This is a genomic window from Streptomyces hiroshimensis (assembly GCF_014650335.1).
Classification (GTDB): Bacteria; Actinomycetota; Actinomycetes; order Streptomycetales; family Streptomycetaceae; genus Streptomyces; species Streptomyces hiroshimensis.
On sequence record NZ_BMUT01000027.1, the window covers coordinates 1 to 16,282 of the forward strand.

General features: G+C 72.8%; 16 protein-coding genes. 3 read left to right on the forward strand and 13 right to left on the reverse strand.

Annotated elements, in window-relative coordinates; genetic code table 11:
• Positions 1–216: 216 nt before the first annotated feature.
• From IE241_RS33440 to IE241_RS33475, 9 genes are all read right to left on the reverse strand, one after another.
• Positions 217–2,109, reverse strand: a complete 1,893-nt coding sequence (locus IE241_RS33440) for an ABC transporter ATP-binding protein (RefSeq protein ID WP_190025639.1) — start codon at positions 2,107–2,109, stop codon at positions 217–219.
• Positions 2,110–2,250: 141 nt separating this feature from the next.
• A complete protein-coding gene (locus tag IE241_RS33445; protein WP_190025640.1) occupies positions 2,251–4,089 on the reverse strand; it encodes an ABC transporter ATP-binding protein in 1,839 nt (612 codons plus the stop codon).
• A 4-nt stretch (positions 4,090–4,093) separates the two neighbouring features.
• Complete coding sequence (locus tag IE241_RS33450) at positions 4,094–4,510, reverse strand: lasso peptide biosynthesis B2 protein (protein WP_190025641.1); 417 nt, start codon at positions 4,508–4,510, stop codon at positions 4,094–4,096.
• 27 nt (positions 4,511–4,537) lie between these two features.
• On the reverse strand, positions 4,538–4,768 hold the full coding sequence (locus IE241_RS33455) for a lasso peptide biosynthesis PqqD family chaperone (protein ID WP_229900214.1): 231 nt from the start codon (positions 4,766–4,768) through the stop codon (positions 4,538–4,540).
• A 31-nt stretch (positions 4,769–4,799) separates the two neighbouring features.
• A complete protein-coding gene (locus tag IE241_RS33460) occupies positions 4,800–6,341 on the reverse strand; it encodes a macrolactam cyclase family protein (protein WP_506004941.1) in 1,542 nt (513 codons plus the stop codon).
• Positions 6,341–6,661: a hypothetical protein gene (locus IE241_RS35155; RefSeq protein ID WP_506004942.1), complete on the reverse strand. Its 321-nt coding sequence runs from the start codon at positions 6,659–6,661 to the stop codon at positions 6,341–6,343. The genes IE241_RS33460 and IE241_RS35155 overlap by 1 nt, the downstream gene beginning before the upstream one ends.
• A gap of 76 nt (positions 6,662–6,737) precedes the next feature.
• The gene (locus IE241_RS33465) at positions 6,738–6,845 is read right to left on the reverse strand and encodes a keywimysin-related RiPP (protein WP_190025643.1); all 108 of its coding nucleotides are present in this window, start codon (positions 6,843–6,845) and stop codon (positions 6,738–6,740) included.
• Between the two features lie 267 nt (positions 6,846–7,112).
• The gene (locus IE241_RS33470; RefSeq protein ID WP_190025644.1) at positions 7,113–8,522 is read right to left on the reverse strand and encodes an NADP-dependent succinic semialdehyde dehydrogenase; all 1,410 of its coding nucleotides are present in this window, start codon (positions 8,520–8,522) and stop codon (positions 7,113–7,115) included.
• A 187-nt stretch (positions 8,523–8,709) separates the two neighbouring features.
• Positions 8,710–10,044, reverse strand: a complete 1,335-nt coding sequence (locus tag IE241_RS33475; RefSeq protein WP_190025645.1) for an MFS transporter — start codon at positions 10,042–10,044, stop codon at positions 8,710–8,712.
• Positions 10,045–10,662: 618 nt separating this feature from the next.
• Here IE241_RS33475 and IE241_RS33480 point away from each other — a divergent pair.
• On the forward strand, positions 10,663–11,052 hold the full coding sequence (locus tag IE241_RS33480) for a hypothetical protein (RefSeq protein WP_190025646.1): 390 nt from the start codon (positions 10,663–10,665) through the stop codon (positions 11,050–11,052).
• Between the two features lie 78 nt (positions 11,053–11,130).
• Complete coding sequence (locus tag IE241_RS33485; protein ID WP_190025647.1) at positions 11,131–11,859, forward strand: DedA family protein; 729 nt, start codon at positions 11,131–11,133, stop codon at positions 11,857–11,859.
• On the opposite strand, the gene cynR is transcribed toward IE241_RS33485, so the two are convergent.
• The 4 genes from cynR to IE241_RS33505 form a co-directional block, all read right to left on the reverse strand.
• The gene (gene cynR, locus IE241_RS33490) at positions 11,807–12,706 is read right to left on the reverse strand and encodes a transcriptional regulator CynR (protein ID WP_190025648.1); all 900 of its coding nucleotides are present in this window, start codon (positions 12,704–12,706) and stop codon (positions 11,807–11,809) included. The genes IE241_RS33485 and cynR overlap by 53 nt on opposite strands.
• Before the next feature lie 95 nt (positions 12,707–12,801).
• Positions 12,802–13,281: an NUDIX hydrolase gene (locus IE241_RS33495; RefSeq protein WP_190025649.1), complete on the reverse strand. Its 480-nt coding sequence runs from the start codon at positions 13,279–13,281 to the stop codon at positions 12,802–12,804.
• A gap of 85 nt (positions 13,282–13,366) precedes the next feature.
• Positions 13,367–13,972, reverse strand: coding sequence for a hypothetical protein (locus IE241_RS33500; RefSeq protein ID WP_190025650.1), 606 nt, complete (start codon positions 13,970–13,972; stop codon positions 13,367–13,369).
• Between the two features lie 68 nt (positions 13,973–14,040).
• On the reverse strand, positions 14,041–14,838 hold the full coding sequence (locus IE241_RS33505; RefSeq protein WP_190025651.1) for a glutamate racemase: 798 nt from the start codon (positions 14,836–14,838) through the stop codon (positions 14,041–14,043).
• Between the two features lie 244 nt (positions 14,839–15,082).
• Here IE241_RS33505 and IE241_RS33510 point away from each other — a divergent pair, with 244 nt between their 5' ends.
• Complete coding sequence (locus IE241_RS33510; protein ID WP_190025652.1) at positions 15,083–16,252, forward strand: glycosyltransferase; 1,170 nt, start codon at positions 15,083–15,085, stop codon at positions 16,250–16,252.
• Positions 16,253–16,282: the final 30 nt, after the last annotated feature.

The window sequence follows — 16,282 nt, forward strand, 5'->3', positions numbered from 1 at the left end:
CCCTCGCCGACGTCGTCGCCGAGGACGAGCTCAACGCGAACTACATCATCCCCAGCGTCTTCAACCCGAAGGCCACGGAGTCCGTCGCGGCAGCCGTCAAGCGTGCGGCCCTGGAGCTCCGTCAGGCCGAGTAGCAGCGCATCCCGCCTGAACGAGCGGCCTCCCGGCGGCGGAATGCCGTCCGGGAGGCCGCTTTTTCGGATGTCCGTCCGCCCGTCAGCAGACCGGCTCCGCCTCCCCGTCGGCCTTCGCACGCGCGAACTGCGTGCGGTGCAGCTCCTCGTAGCGTCCGCCCGCGGCGATCAGCTCGCTGTGGGTGCCGCGTTCGACGACCCGGCCGTCCTCGACGACGAGGATGAGGTCGGCCGCCCGCACGGTGGACAGCCGGTGGGCGATCACCACGGCCGTACGGCCCTCCAGGGCCTCGGCCAGCGCCTCCTGAACGGCCGCCTCGGAGGTGGAGTCGAGGTGGGCGGTCGCCTCGTCGAGGATGACGACGCGCTGGCGGGCCAGCAGCAGCCGGGCGATGGTCAGCCGCTGGCGCTCGCCGCCGGAGAGCCGGTAGCCGCGCTCGCCGACGACCGTGTCCAGACCGTCGGGCAGGGAGGCCACCAGCCCGTCGAGCCGGGCCCGCCGCAGCGCGTCCCAGACCTCCTCCTCGGTGGCTTCCGGCCGGGCGAGGAGGAGGTTGGCGCGCACGGTGTCGTGGAAGAGGTGGCCGTCCTGGGTGACCATGCCGAGCGTCTCGCGGATGGATGCGGCGCTCAGGTCCCGGACGTCGACGCCTCCGAGGCGTACGGATCCGGCGTCGGCGTCGTAGAGCCGGGGCAGCAGCTGGGCGATGGTCGACTTCCCCGCGCCGGAGGAGCCGACCAGGGCCACCATCCGGCCCGGTTCGGCGCGGAAGGAGACGCCGTGCAGGACCTCGGCGCCGCCGCGGGTGTCCAGGCCGGCGACGTCCTCCAGGGAGGCGAGGGAGACCTTGTCGGCGGCCGGGTAGCCGAACCGGACGTCGTCGAACTCGACCGAGACCGGCCCCTCCGGCACCCGCCGGGCGCCCGGCTTCTCGGCGATCAGCGGCTTGAGGTCGAGGACCTCGAAGACGCGCTCGAAGCTGACGAGGGCGCTCATCACCTCGACACGGGCACCGGCGAGGGCGGTCAGCGGGGCGTAGAGGCGGGTGAGGAGCAGGGCGAGCGCGACGACGGCCCCCGGCTCCAGCCGGCCGTGCAGCGCGTAGAAGCCGCCGAGCCCGTAGACCAGGGCCAGCGCCAGGGCGGAGACGAGCGTGAGGGCGGTGATGAACGCCGACTGGGCCATGGCGGTGCGTACGCCGATGTCGCGCACGGCGCGGGCACGGGAGGCGAACTCGGCCGACTCCTCCGCGGGCCGCCCGAACAGCTTGACGAGGGTCGCACCGGGCGCGGAGAACCGCTCGGTCATCTGGTTGCTCATGGCGGCGTTGTGAGCGGCGGCCTCACGCTGCAGCCCGGCCATGCGCGAGCCCATCCTCCGGGCGGGCACGACGAACACCGGCAGCAGGACGAGCGCGAGCAGCGTGATCTGCCAGGAGATGCTGAGCATCACGCCGAGCGTCAGGAGCAGCGTGACGATGTTGGAGACGACGCCGGAGAGGGTGTTGCTGAAGGCGCGCTGAGCGCCGATGACGTCGTTGTTGAGCCGGCTGACGAGGGCGCCGGTGCGGGTGCGGGTGAAGAAGGCGACCGGCATCCGCTGGACGTGGTCGAAGACCGCGGTCCGCAGGTCGAGGATGAGCCCCTCGCCGAGGGTGGCGGACAGCCACCGCGTCAGCAGCCCCAGGCCCGCCTCGGCGACGGCGATCAGGGCGATGAGCAGCGCGAGCCGGGTGACGGTGCCGGCGTCGTCGCCGTGCACGATGGCACCGACGACCCGCCCGGCCAGGATCGGCGTGGCCACCGCGAGCAGCGCCATGGCCACGCTCAGCAGCAGGAACTGCCCGATCTTCCTGCGGTGCGGCCGCGCGAAGCCGCCGATGCGCCGCAGCGTGACCCGGGAGAAGGGCCGTCGGCTCTTCTCGGCGTTCATCGCGCTGTGGAGCGAGGTCCACGCGGTGACTTCCATGCTCATGGGGGGCTCCTCCGGTGTCGTCGTATGCCTGACACGCTAGAACCTCAACCAAGGTTGAGATCAAGCGTCGCACCGGCGGGCCGGGAAAGCCACGAGAACCGGGAAAGCCACGAGAACAAGAAACACCACGGAAGCGCCGGGCTACGGGCCGAGCAGCTGTGTGCTCGCCAGGTCGCGGTAGAGATCGTCGTGCGCCAGCAGCTCGGCATGGGTGCCGACCGCCCGGACGCGTCCGGCTTCCATGACCACGATCCGGTCCGCTGTGGTCACGGTGGAGAGCCGGTGGGCGACCACCAGGACGGTGGTGTGGCGGGCGGTGTCGGTGACGGTGTCGCGCAGCGCCGCCTCGTTGGCGGCGTCGAGCTGGGAGGTGACTTCGTCCAGCAGGAGCAGGCCGGGGCGGCGGAGCAGGGCGCGGGCGATCGCCACGCGTTGCCGTTCGCCGCCGGACAGACGGCTGCCGCGGTGGCCGACGTCGGTGTCCAGACCGTCCGGCAGCCGGTCCGCGAGCACGTCCAGGCGGGCCAGCCGCAGGACACGGGCGAGCTCCCCGGGGTCCGGGTCGGAGGTGCCCAGCGTCAGGTTGTCGCGCAGAGTGCCGGCGAGGACGGGGACGTCCTGCTCCACGTAGCCGATGGACGCGCGGAGCCGGGCCAGCGGCCACTGCCGCACGTCCTCGCCGTCCAGGAGCACACGGCCGGAGTCCTGCTCGTAGAAGCGCTCGATCAGGGAGAAGACCGTGGTCTTACCCGCTCCGGACGGGCCGACGAACGCGGTCAGGCCGCCCGCGGGCACGGTGAAGGAGACCCCGTGGTGGACGCGCGGCAGTCCGGGGCGGTAGGCGAAGCTCACCTGATCGAACGACACGCTCAGGGGCGACCGTACGCCCTCATCCTCCTGCTCTGCCGTCTGCGACTCCTCCCTCGTCGGCATCTCCGTCCCCGGCTTCTCCGTCTCCAGTTGTTCGACCTGGGCGATGCGGTCCGCGGCCGCCGAGCCCACCTGGACCTGGCCGACGCCCTCGACCAGCTGGCCGATGCGCGGGGCGAGGGCGAAGAGGTAGAGCAGGAAGGCGACGAGCGTGGAGACGTCCGTCGCACCGGAGGTGACGCGCGCGCCCCCCACCCCGAGTACCACGAGGAAGCAGACCTGGACGACCACCGCCGACGTCGTCGCCGACACCGCCTCCCAGGCCGCGGCCCGGACCCCGGTGCGCCGGGCGCGTTCGGCCGCCCGGCACAGCGCTTCCGCCTCCCGCTGCTCGGCACCCGACGCCTTGACGGTCCGGAAGGCGCCCAGCGCCCGTTCCAGCGCCGCCCCGATGCAGCCCACCGCCTCCTGCGTGTGGCGGGTCGCGCGGCCGATCCGCGGCGCCACGAGTGCGACGACGACGCCGACGAAGGCGACCACGGCGAGGGTGACGGTCAGCAGGACGGCGTCGAGGAGGCCCATCATGACGACCGTCGCCGCGGTGACCAGGGTGCCGGTGACCGCCGCCGACACCGCCTGGGGCGCGGTCTGGCGCAGCAGCGTCGTATCGGAGGTCACGCGGGCGATCAGGTCTCCGGGCTCGGAGCTCTCCACCACGGGCACGCGCAGCCGCAGGAGGCGGTCCGTCAGCCGGCGGCGGGCGGTGCAGACGATGGACTCGGCCGAGTACTGGAGCACGTAGTACCCCAGCCCCGCGAGGACGGCCCCGGCCACCACCAGCAGGCTGAGCACGAGGACGGGACCGGCCGCGGGCGCTCCCCGGCCCATGTCGTCGACCACGCGCTTGGCGGCCAGGGGCTGGGCCAGGCCCATGACGCTGCCGACGAGTCCCAGGAGGACGCCCGCGGCCATGCGCCGGCGCTGCGGGCGCAGATGGCCGAGCAGGGCCCGCTGCCCCGGCCACGAGCGTCCCCGGTCCTCCGGCGCACCGGCCCCCGGGGGCGCTGCGGGGCCGGTGCCGGGAGAGGTTACGGAGGGCGGCGCGGTCATCGGCTCACTCCACCGTGAAGAAGCGCTGGAAGTAGTCGGCCGGGGCGCCTTCGCCGACGAGGACCCCCTCGGCCTCCACCCAGGCGTGCGCGGCGAACGGCGGCCGGCTGCGCACTCCGACGCACCAGGTGGGCCACTGGCCGTACCACCGGCAGAGCAGCACGGTGGCCAGGGACCGGGGCAGGCATCCCTTGTGCCCTCCGGCGGCGAGGCTCACGGCGAGCACCGTCCGCCGCGCCGTGCTCGCCTCGGCGAGCGTGGCGGGCCGGGCGCCGCGCCGCAGCCTGCACAGGACGGCGCGTATCCGGGCGGGCGGCTGGGTCGCCAGCAGGTGGGCGCAGCCGACGGCCAGCCGGGCCGCACACCGGCGGGCCAGGGGGATGGAGCGGGGGTGGTAGGGGATCACTTCCGGTGTCGACATGGCGTGCCTCCAGATCGGCAGGGCGTCCTACGGGGTGAGCAGTCCTGCCGCGCTCAGCTCGCCGATGATGCGGCGGACGTCCTCGCCGGCGAGCCCGGCGTCGACGTCGTCGTAGCGCGCCGTCAGCATCTCGACCGCCCGCTCGGGGCCGTGTCCGTCCAGCAGTGTCTGCAGGACGAGCGCGGCCGTCGGGTTGAGCGTCCAGTACTCGGCGCTCTCCTGGTCGAGCAGCGCCACGCCGTACTCGGTCTCGGTCATCAGGACACCAGGTTTGAGTGCGGGCACGGGTTCACGCCTCTCGGTCGGCGGCGGGCAGGGGCGCCGTCTCCCGCGAGCGCAGCCACGCTTCGCAGGCGATGGTCGGGTGGAGCAGATAGCTCTCCGTCTCCGCGGAGAGGGCGCGGCGGCACCATTCGTGCAGCACCTTCCCGTCGGCCAGGCCGAGCCGGACCAGCCGGGAGTCCTCGCACAGGGCCAGCACCGCCCGGCGGTTGCGGCGCAGCCCGGCCTCCTCCTCGTACGTCGCGTTGGCCTTGGTGCTGCGGGTGCGGCCGGCCTCGGGCACGACGCCGCGCATGGCCTCGACGATGAGCGGCTTGTACCGCCAGGGGGTGATCCGCTCCTGCGGGCGTACGGCGAGGGCCGCCTCGATGACGCGGGTGTCGTAGTAGGGCGCGGAGATCTCGATGCCCAGGGGGGCGGCCATCTGCCCGATGTGCCGGACCCACTGGGAGATGCCGTCCATGGCGACCAGTTCGCGGTGTTCGCCGCGGTTCCGGCCCCGGGGTCCGGCGGGGTTCCGGCGGGTGAGGAGCAGTTCGCGTGCCGCGCGGACCGCGTCGGGCGTGGCCCACGGCGGCATCCGGGGCGGAACGGACCAGTCGAGCAGCGGCTCGTCCACGGGGGCGGCAGGCCCCGTCAGGTCGCGGGCGAGCCGGTCGAGCCAGGCGCCGTAGGACCTGCGGTCCAGGAGTCCGCGCAGCACTGCCCGCCGGGGCCAGCGGTATTTGGCGGCGTACCCCCGTATCGCGTGCAGCGCGACGAAGGGGTGGGTGAGCAGCAGCGTGTGCAGCCGGGCGGGCGTGCCGGCCAGGAGTTCGTCGCCGCCCAGGCCGGTGAGGTGGAGGCCGGATCCGCGGGCCGCGGCCATTTCGATGATGCCCATGCGGCGGTTGCGGTCGACCGTGATGATGCTGGGCGTGTCGAGGACGTCCCCGAGGGTGTCGATGCCGTCGAACGTCATGGCCACCTCGTGGGCCGGTACGACGTGGTGTTCGACGCCTTCGAGCGCCGATACGGTGCGCTCGGCCCAGTACACGTCGTCGCCGGCCTCGTCGTGGACGGCGGCGGTGTAGGCGACGACCTTGGCGCCGCCGCGGGCCGCGGTGCAGCACACCGCCGTGGAGTCCAGGCCGCCCAGGTCGGATGTCACCAGGTCACGTCCGCGGGTGCGTACGGCGACCGCTTCGGTGAGGGCTTCCCTCAGGTGCACGGCGCCCGCGGCGAGCGGGACGACGGGGTCGGGCGGTGACCACCACCGGGTGGTGCGGGCCCGGCCTTCGGTGTCGAGCGTCAGGCGGTGGCCGCCGGGCACCGGGTGCACGCCCCGCCACAGGGGGTCGCCGTGCCACGGGTACGGGACGCCCGAGACGAGCATTTCGAGGGCGATGCGATGCTCGTCGAGGCCGGCACCCACCAGTTCGGCGAGCACGTCGGCCCGGTCGGATGCCACGGTCACCGGCCGGCCGGGGGTTGCGGCCTCGGCGTGGAACACGCGCCGCACGGCGACGGCACCGGCCTGCATCCGGACCCGGCCGGCGCAGCTGGCCATCAGGTGGAAGCTGCCGGCCCGCCCTGCGAGGCGGTCCAGCGCGGACGCCGAAGCGGTGCCGGTCGCCGAGGCGGCGGCCCGTTCGGCGTCGAGTGCCGTGACGGCGTGCTCCCCATCACCGCGACCCGCGTGTCCCGGTGCGTGCCCGTCACGACCGTCCCCGGGGTCCAGCGGCCCACGATCCAGGGCCGTCCGGAGGCGTGGAGCAGGCTGCGGGAGGCGAAGGAGAGCGCCTTGGCGGCGGGGGCGGCCGCCGCGTCGCTGTCGGGCAGGACGACGAACCAGGAGAGCACGGACTGGAGCGAGAGGGACTGATCCATGGGGAACGGCCTTCCGTCGGCGACGTCCGGGACGGAAAAAGCGGGTGGCGGCTGGAAGCCGCCACCCGCTCTCAGGTCAGAGGACCTGCCTGCCGCCCAGGACGTCCTTCGGGCCGTGGTCCTTGAGGCCCGTCACCTTGCGGAAGCTGCCGGCCTTGGCGAGGGTGGGACGCTCGTACGTCATGACCGTTCTCCTTCTGTCCGAGGGACGATGATGTGACTACGACAGGCGCCTGCTGCGGAGTCCGTTGAAATCCGTACCGGATATCCGAGCGGTGGATCCGCGGCACTCACCGCAAGTACGACAAGCACATCGTCACAACGTCCCAGGCCCGGCTATGGGGTTACGCCGGGGGCGCGCCGCGCTGCCGCGCCACGGGCACACAACCCCTCACGCCACCTGCGAAAACGGAAAAATCCGTGAGAAGAATCGTTAATCTTTAGGGGGAGATCAAGCCTCTCGCGCCGGTTCCACCCCGTGCCACACCGTCGTCACGTTGCAGAATTCCTTGATGCCGTGACCCGAGAGCTCGCGTCCGTATCCCGAACGCTTGACCCCGCCGAACGGCAATGCGGGGTGCGAGGCGGTCATGCCGTTGAAGAAGACGCCTCCGGCCTCGATATCCCGCGCGAAACGTTCCTGTTCCTCCGCGTCCGTGGTCCACACGTTCGAACTCAGCCCGAAGGGCGTGTCATTGGCCAGCTCGACGGCCTCGTCGACACCGTCCACGCGGTAGACGGTCGCCACCGGGCCGAACGCCTCCTCGCGGTGGATGCGCATGTCGGGGGTGATGCCGGTGAGGACCGTCGGCTCGTAGAACCAGCCCTTCGGCCGTTCCTTCGGCCGCCGGCCCCCGCACACGGCCGTCGCGCCGCGCCGTACGGCGTCGTCCACGAGTTCCTCGAGGTCGGCGCGGCCCTGCTCGCTGGCCAGGGGGCCGACGTCGGTGGCCTCCTCCATGGGGTCGCCGACGGTCAGCGCGGCCATCCGGGCGGCGAAGCGTTCGAGGAACGCGTCGTGGACGTCGGCGTGGACGATGAAGCGCTTGGCGGCGATGCACGACTGGCCGTTGTTCTGGACGCGGGCCGTGACCGCGGTCTGCACGGCCCGGTCGAGGTCGGCCGACGGCATCACGATGTACGGGTCGCTGCCGCCCAGTTCGAGGACGGTCTTCTTCACCTCGTCACCCGCGATCGAGGCGACCGAGCGCCCGGCGGGCTCGCTGCCGGTGAGCGTGGCCGCCGCGACCCTGGGGTCGCGCAGGATGCCTTCGACCGCGCGCGAGCCCACGAGCAGGGTCTGGAAACAGCCGTCGGGAAAGCCCGCCCGGCGGAAGAGGTCCCCGAGGTAGAGCGCGGTCTGCGGCACGTTCGAGGCGTGTTTGAGCAGGCCCACGTTGCCGGCCATGAGGGCGGGGGCGGCGAAGCGGATCACCTGCCACAGGGGGAAGTTCCACGGCATGACGGCGAGCACCACGCCCAGCGGGCGGTAGCGGATGCGGGCGAGCGCGGCCCCGGAGTCGGCGACCTCGGGCTGCGGCGGGTGCTCGTCCGCCAGCAGCTCCGCCGCGTTCGCCGCGTACCAGCGCATGGCCTTCACACACTTCGCCGCCTCCGCGCGGGCGGCGGCCAGCGGCTTGCCCATCTCGGTGGTCATAGTGCGCGCGATGTCGTCCCGGTCCTCCTCCAGGAGGTCCGCGGCCCGGTTCAGCAGGCGGGCCCGCTCGCCCGGGTCCGAGGTGCGGTAGCGGCGGAACGCCGCCGCGGCCGCGGCCAGGCACTGCTCGATCTCCTCGGCTCCCATCTCCTCGAACGTCCTGAGCGTCTCGCCGTTCGCGGGGTTCACCGTTGCGATGGGCATGGGGGGCCTCCTCAAAGCTCGATGCCTCGACCAGTGTGCGCCGGGGCCCGCTCAGCGGTACGGGGACACGCGGCGCGGACCGGCAGATCCCGGCCTCGCGCGGACCGGCGGATCCCGGCCTTGCGCGGACCGGCGGATCCCGGCCTTGCGCGGACCTCACCCCGTGCCACTCTCCCCCGCGCGGACCTCACCCCGTCCTGCGCTCCCCCGCATCGTCCGTGACCCGCGGCTGACCGGGCAGCAGCCCCATCGCCTCCTGCGTACCGGCACCCCGCCCGCTCTCCGCCGGATACGGGCACGGCAGCGCACGGGAGCGGTACAGCCAGGCCACCGCGCAACCGGAGGCCAGCCCGAAGAACAGGCACGACACCCACGGCAGCCAGGCCCGCCCGGTCCGCTCGCCGACGTCCATCACCCAGCCGATCACGGCGTTGCCGCCGGCCGCCGTCGCCCCGGAGAGCACGTAGAACAGGCCGAAGTACGTTCCGGTCAGCCGCTCGCTGCCGAACCGCGGGATCAGCCCCAGGACCGGCGGATAGGCGACCATCCCGCCGAAGTACAGCAGCAGCGAGGCGGAGACCATGACCAGGAGCCGCGGCACCACGTCGCCCGCGCCGTCGGGCGGCGCCGCGTCGCACACCAGCAGCGGCGGGACGAAGCCGAGCCCTATGACGGCGATCCCGGCCCCCACCCAGCGCATCCCGCCGCCGCGCTGCTCCAGGCCCCGGGTGATCCGGAACTGGAACAGCAGGTTGGCGACCGCCCCGGCGCTCAGCAGCAACGCTTCTGCCCCGCCCCAGCCCGAGGCCTGCTGCGCCCCGTCCGGCAGCAGCATGTAGAGCTGGTTCTCCATGATGAACATGCCGGTGGTGGCGAAGGCGAAGCAGAGGAACCGGCGGTTGCCGAGCACCTCGCGCAGCTCCCGCAGGATGGGATCGTGCTCCGCTGCGACCTCGCGCGCCGGCAGCACGAACGCCTGGGCGACCGTCAGCGCCGCGAACAGCCCGGCCGCCGTGAGGGCGCAGATCCGGAAGTCGGTCAGGTAGAGCACGCTGCCGGCGAGCAGCCCCACGAGCGAGCCGATGGTCGCGAAGACGTTGAGCAGGGCGAACGCCTCGGCCTTCCGCTCCCCCGACTCGTGCGAGACATAGGAGCGCACGGCCGGGTAGAAGAGCGCGGCGGCGAGGCCGCTGATTCCGGAGGCGGCGAGCAGCAGGGGCAGGGAGTTACCGAAGGAAAAGAGCGTGAAGCCCACGGTCCGCAGGGCGCACCCGGCGATGATGACCACGCGCGGGCCGAGCCGGTCGGCCGCCGTGCCGCCGATGATGTACATGCCCTGCTGGCTGAGGTTGCGCACTCCGAGGACCAGTCCGACGATGGCCGCCGACATTCCGAGATCATGCCCGATATAGGTCGCCAGAAAGGGAATCAGCAGATAGAAACCGGCATCGATGCCGCACTGGTTGATGAATAGCAATCGCAATGCGAGAGGGCACTCGCGGACTGCCCGAAGAGTTCTCATGTGCGTCCCTGCAGTCAGCCCGAGCGTGGGGACATCATGGGTTCCGGCCCCGGTCGGGAGCCGGTACGCCCCGGCGAATGGCTCGTCAGCCCGGATTCCACGCACGGGAGCAGACGCACTCGGCGACTTGGCGGAGCGACCGATCATATGCTTGGGTCGACTTGTGCCCGGCAGCTCCCCGGCCGCGCTCGGAAGGGTACTCAGCGGATACGTTAGCAAAGCCGACCTGTTATCAACAGGGTGAGATTCCGGGCTGCGGCAGCGCCGGGAGCACACCCGGCACAAGGAAATTGCGCCCGGCTCTTCCTTCGAGAGCTGGAACTCTCGTGCCCCGCTATTGCGTTCACGGGAAGCGTTTGCGGGAGGCGTTTACGGGAAGCATGCGGCGGCACACCGCCCGAACCCCTGCCCCTCCGGTCACACCCGCCCTTGCGAGCCGTCCGGCCCGGGCCCGCCACTCCCCCGGGGCAACCGGCCTTCCCCCGCACGGGTGAAAACCGCGACTGAATTCCCGTAAACAGAACACGGATTCTCCGCCGAATCCATTCTTCAGACCACAGCCCGCCCGAAGATGCCGAAAGACCCACGTGCAGCGGGCAACTTCGCGACGATGTCCGTATGAACGACCGGAACTTCTTGGAGCGCACCAAGCAGTTCGCGCTCTACCTGGCCGAGCTCCAGACAAGCCTCGACCCGGAGTCCTACGCACTGCTGCTGCGGATCCTGAAGGGCTTCAACGAGGCGATCGTGCACCGGGAGCGCGGGGTCGACATTCCCTTCTCCCCGCGCGAAAAAGAGTTGTTCACACCTGAGTTCGGCCGGGTCCTCACCAGACTCGCCGGATTCCTCGGACCGCAGGGCATGCACGTCGTGGTCGGCACCCACGGCGCCCCCGCGGACGGCGGACCGCCGGGCGGCGCGTACCCCGGCGACCACGGCACGGACCCCGGCGACCACGACCGGCGCGAGATCGACGCCATCGCCCGGGCGAGTGGCATGCGCCCGTAACCGCCCGGCGCATCGTCTACAGTCTCGTCCGCCGTCCGCAGGGCCGCGGGCGGCGGGGCACCCGCCCCGACCCCGATCATGGGAGGCCACGCCCTCGTGCCCGCTTCGCCCGCCGCCGACCTGACCACCACTCTGGCGGTCAACCTCCTCGACGCCTCCTCCCTGCTGACCGCCTTCGGCGCCCTCGGCATCGCCGTGGTGATGTTCGCCGAGACCGGCCTCCTGATCGGCTTCTTCCTGCCCGGGGACTCCCTGCTCTTCACCGCCGGACTGCTCGCCCGCAGCGGCGCCCACTCCGGACCGCACCTGGACCTCGCGCAGGTCCTGGCCGCCTCCGCGGCCGGCGCCCTCACCGGCGCCCAGGTCGGCTACGTCCTCGGACGGCGCGGCGGCCGGGCGCTCCTCACCCGCTCCCGCAGCCGCAAACTCCACGAGGGCGCCGAGCGCGCCGAGGAGCTCCTCGGCCGCTACGGGCACGCCCGCGCCATCGTCCTCGCCCGCTTCGTCCCCGTCGTGCGCACGGTCCTCAACCCCCTCGCCGGGGCCCTGGGCGTCGCACCCCGCACCTTCACCCTCTGGCAGGTGACCGGCGGCGTGGTGTGGACCGTGGGCCTCGTCCTCGCCGGCTACGGGCTCGGCTCGGCCGTGCCCGACGTCGACCGCTACCTGCTGCCGATCGTCGGCGCCGTCGTCGTACTGTCGCTGCTGCCCGTCGCCCTCGAACTGCTGCGCAGCCGCGGGCGCCGCAGGGCCGTCACGCCGGAGACCAGCCCCGCTCCCGCACCCAACGCCCGGCAAGAGCCGTGAACGCCCGCGCCGCGGCACTCCGGTAGCCCGCCTCCCGGCACAGCAGCGTGACGGTGCGCGCCGGAAGCGGCGGCGCGACCGGCACGGGGTGCAGCTGCCACGGCCCGCCGGTGATGGCCTCGGGCAGCACGGTCGCCAGCGCGCTCCTGCCGACGATCTCGGTGAGCGCGTTGATCGAATCGGCCTCGACGGCGATGCGCGGCGTGACGCCGTGCTCGGCGAGGAAGGCGTCGATGTGCCCCCGCGTCGCAAAGTCGCGGCTGAGCAGGGCCAGCGGATGGTCGCCGAGCTCGCCCACCGGCAGCGGCTCGCTGCGGCCCGCGCAGGGGTGATCCGGCCCGACGACGAGGCCGAGCGTCTCGGTGAACAGGCCGGTGCCGGCGACCCCCGGCAGATGCGCACCGCTGAACGCGATGCCCAAGTCCAGCTCGTCGGCCAGGAGCGCCGCTTCGATGCGGTCCTGCGCCATCTCACGGAGGTCCAGGGCGATCCCCGCGTGCCGGGCGTGGAACTCCGCCACCAGCGGGCCGATCAGATACGCGGTGAACGTCGGCGTCACGGCCAGCCGCAGACTGCCCCGCGAGAGGTCCTGCACGTCCAGCACGGCGCGCTCGCCCGCCGCGAGATCCTGCAGGGCGTGGCGGGCGTACCGGGTGTACACCTCGCCCGCGTCGGTGAGCCGCACGGTGCGCCCGGACCGGTCGAGCAGCTGGACGCGCAGGGACCGCTCCAGTTGCTTGATCTGCTGCGACAGCGTCGGCTGCGAGATGTGCAGGGCCTCCGCGGCGCGGGTGAAGTTCGCGTGCTCGGCGACGGCCAGCAGATACCGGAGGTGGCGCAGTTCCATGCGCGCAACTATAGACAGCGCCGATGGCCGTACCGGGTCACAGCGGCAACCACCTATAGGGCCTGGCGGAAGGAGCTACGGGGTCCTACGGGCTCTCAGCCCTCCCCGATCCCCGCGAACCACGTGGCCCCGTTCTCGGTCGCGTGCTTGATGCGCCGTACCGCGAACTCCTGCATCGGCGGCAGGGCGTCCGGCTCGAACCAGCCCACTTCCAAGGACTCGTCGTCATTGACGCACGCCTCGCCGTCCACCGCCCGGCACAGGAAGCAGGTGTCCATGAACTGGCAGACGTCGCCGTTGGGGTAGGTGACCGGATCGAGGGCCTCCACCACCAGGACGCGCTCCGCCACGCAACGGACGGCCGTCTCCTCGTACACCTCGCGCACGATGGCCGCCGCCGGCTGCTCGCCGGGATCGGGAATGCCGCCGATGATCGCCCACTGGCCGTTGTCCGAGCGGCGGCCGAGCAGCACACGGCCCTCGTCGTCGAGGACTACGGCGCTCACGCCGGGGATCCACAGGAGCTGACGGCCCGCGGTCGCGCGGAGGTCTCGGATGAAATCGGGGGTGGGCATACGCAGGAGCCTAGTGGCCCGCGGAGGCCCGCCGTTCACCCAGGTGGCCGCATGGACGGCGGAGAAACCCCAGTTCAGGCCGGGGTCAGGCGGGAGCCTTGCGCCCCGGGGCGAGCCGCAGGGCCTGACGGATCACCCGTACGGCGGATTCTGCGTCGTCGACCGTGACCGTGAACGTGCGGCCGTCGCCCAGGCGTAGGACGAATCCCTCACCGCGCCGCACCACGACGGCCGTGCCCTTCTCCGGGCGCCAGCGATAGCCCCAGCCACCCCACTGCCGCGGCGTGACCCGGGGAGCGAAGTCCGCATCGACCACATGGGCGAGCAGGATGCGGGTGCGCGGGACGCCGATGTGCCCGCAGCGCACCTCCAGCGCTTCCCTGTCGACCCGTACGGCCACATGGACGAACGCCAGCGTGCCGTAGAGCATCAGCAGGCCCGCGGCGACACAGCCGACGACCGCCATGACGAGAGGGGCCAGACCTGAGGTCCATGCGCTGTCGACGGCCAGCTCGACGCCGAGCGCCAGGCAGGCGGCGCCGGCCGCGGCAAGCAGCCACTGGACGCGGTTCGTCGCGCGACCCGTCCAGACGGCGAGATCCTCGGCGCCGTCGGCCGGGGAAGGGGATCCGGCCGCGCCTGTCTTCTCGTCGCCCTCGTGGCCCTGCGGGCCCGTGGAATGGTCCCTCATACGAGGCAGCCTACTCACCTTCCGCCACCATGGCAGGGGTGATGCACGGACCGCACCGGATCGGGTGGTCAGGGACGGACGGCGGCGGCCTCGACGAGGGAGCGTCCCTCGGGGTAGGTCAGGGAGGCGGCTTCCATGGCGCCCTCACGGCCGCCGAGCAGCACTGTCAGGTGCCCCGACGGCTCGGCGTCGGGGGCGGGAGCGGCCCCGATCCGGCGCAGCGCCTGGGCCGCGACGGCCTCCGCGGAGCTGTACAGGGTCAGGTGCGGCACGGCCGGCGACAGCAGCGGCTGTACGGCTTCGCGAATGCGCTCCGCGACCAGCTCGTAATGGGTGCAGCCCAGGACGACGCCCCTTACATTGCGCGGCGTGAGCGCGGCCGCCGCAGCGATCGCCGCGTCCGCGGCCGCCATGTCGGCGTGCTGGACGGCATCCGCCAGACCCGGGCAGGGCACCTCCGTGACCTCGACACCGGCCGCGAAGTCACGGATGAGACCGCGCTGGTACGGGCTGCCGGTGGTGGCCGGAGTGGCCCAGATCGCCACGGGGCCGCCGGCCGCCGCGGCAGGCTTGATCGCAGGCACGGTGCCGATGACCGGCAGCTCCGGCTCCAGCTCCGCCCTTATCGCCGCCAGCGCGTACACCGATGCGGTGTTGCAGGCGATGATCAGCGCGTCGGGGCCCTGCTCGGCCGCGGCCCGGGCACAGCCCAGGGCGCGCGCGATGACGTCCTCGGGCGTACGGGGGCCCCAGGGCATGCTGGCGGGGTCGGAGGAGAGGACCAGATCGGCGTCGGGCCGCAGCCGGTGCACGGCGGCGGCCGCCGCCAGCAGCCCGTTGCCTGAGTCCATGAGCGCGATCTTCACCCGGTCACTTTAATCGATGGCCGGAGGCCGGAAGCCCGCCGGGCGGCACACCCGGCCACGGACGGCCCCTTCCCCGGCCACGGACGGCCACTCCCCCCGGCGGCGACCGGCCGCTCCCCGGGCCACGGACGGCCGCCCCCTCCAGCCACAGACGGCCGCCTCTCCCGCCACAGACGGCCACTGCCCCGGCCGGGTTCGCTCCGTTTCCCGGACCGAAAGCCCCGCGTGCGGCAGACTGCAGCGGATGAGCGCGCTGACTTGGATCACCGTGGGTTCCCTGGCCGCGTGGGTGTGGCTGCTGCTCGGCCAGGGCTTCTTCTGGCGGACGGACGTCAGGCTGCCCGGGCGCACACCGCCCACGGAATGGCCGCCTGTCGCGATCGTGGTGCCCGCCCGGGACGAGGCCGAAGTCCTCCCCTCCAGCCTCCCCTCCCTCCTCGCTCAGGACTACCCCGGCCGGGCCGAGATCTTCCTGGTCGACGACGGCAGCTCCGACGGCACCGGCGATCTGGCCCGGGCCCTGGCGGCGGAACACGGCGGACTGCCGCTGACCGTCGCCTCACCGGGCGAGCCCGGCCCGGGCTGGACGGGAAAGCTGTGGGCGGTGCGCCACGGCATGGCGCTCGCCCGCGCCCGCACCGACGCCGAGTACCTGCTGCTCACCGACGCCGACATCGCCCACGCACCGGACAGCCTGCGCGAGCTCGTCTCGGCGGCCCGGTCGGGCGGCCTGGACCTCGTCTCGCAGATGGCCCGGCTGCGCGTGGCGACCGCCTGGGAACGGCTGATCGTGCCGGCCTTCGTCTACTTCTTCGCCCAGCTCTACCCGTTCCGGTGGATCAACCGGCCGGGCGCACGGACGACCGCTGCCGCCGGCGGCTGCGTCCTCCTGCGCCGTGAAGCGGCCGAGCGGGCCGGCGTCCCCGACAGCATCCGCCAGGCCGTGATCGACGACGTGACGCTCTCGAAGGCCGTACGGCGCACGGGCGGCCGGATCTGGCTGGGCCTCGCGGACCGCGTGGACAGCGTGCGCCCGTACCCGCGCCTCGGACAGCTGTGGCGGATGGTCTCCCGCAGCGCCTACGCACAGCTGCGCCACAACCTCCTGCTGCTGGCCGGAACGGTCGCCGGGCTGGCCGTGGTCTACCTGGCGCCGCCGGTGGCCGTCGTGGCGGGCGCCCTGACCGGCGAGACCCTCCCGCTGGCCGCCGGAGCCGCCGCCTGGGCCGTGATGACCGGCACGTACATGCCGATGCTGCGCTACTACCGGCAGCCCCTCCTGCTGGCGCCCCTGCTGCCGTTCACCGCCCTGCTCTACCTGCTGATGACCGTGGACTCCGCGGTCCAGCACTACCGGGGCCGGGGCGCGGCCTGGAAGGGGCGGACGTACGCCCGCCCCGAGGCCGCGCCCTGAGTGCCTTGAGTGCCCTGAGCGCCTTGAGCG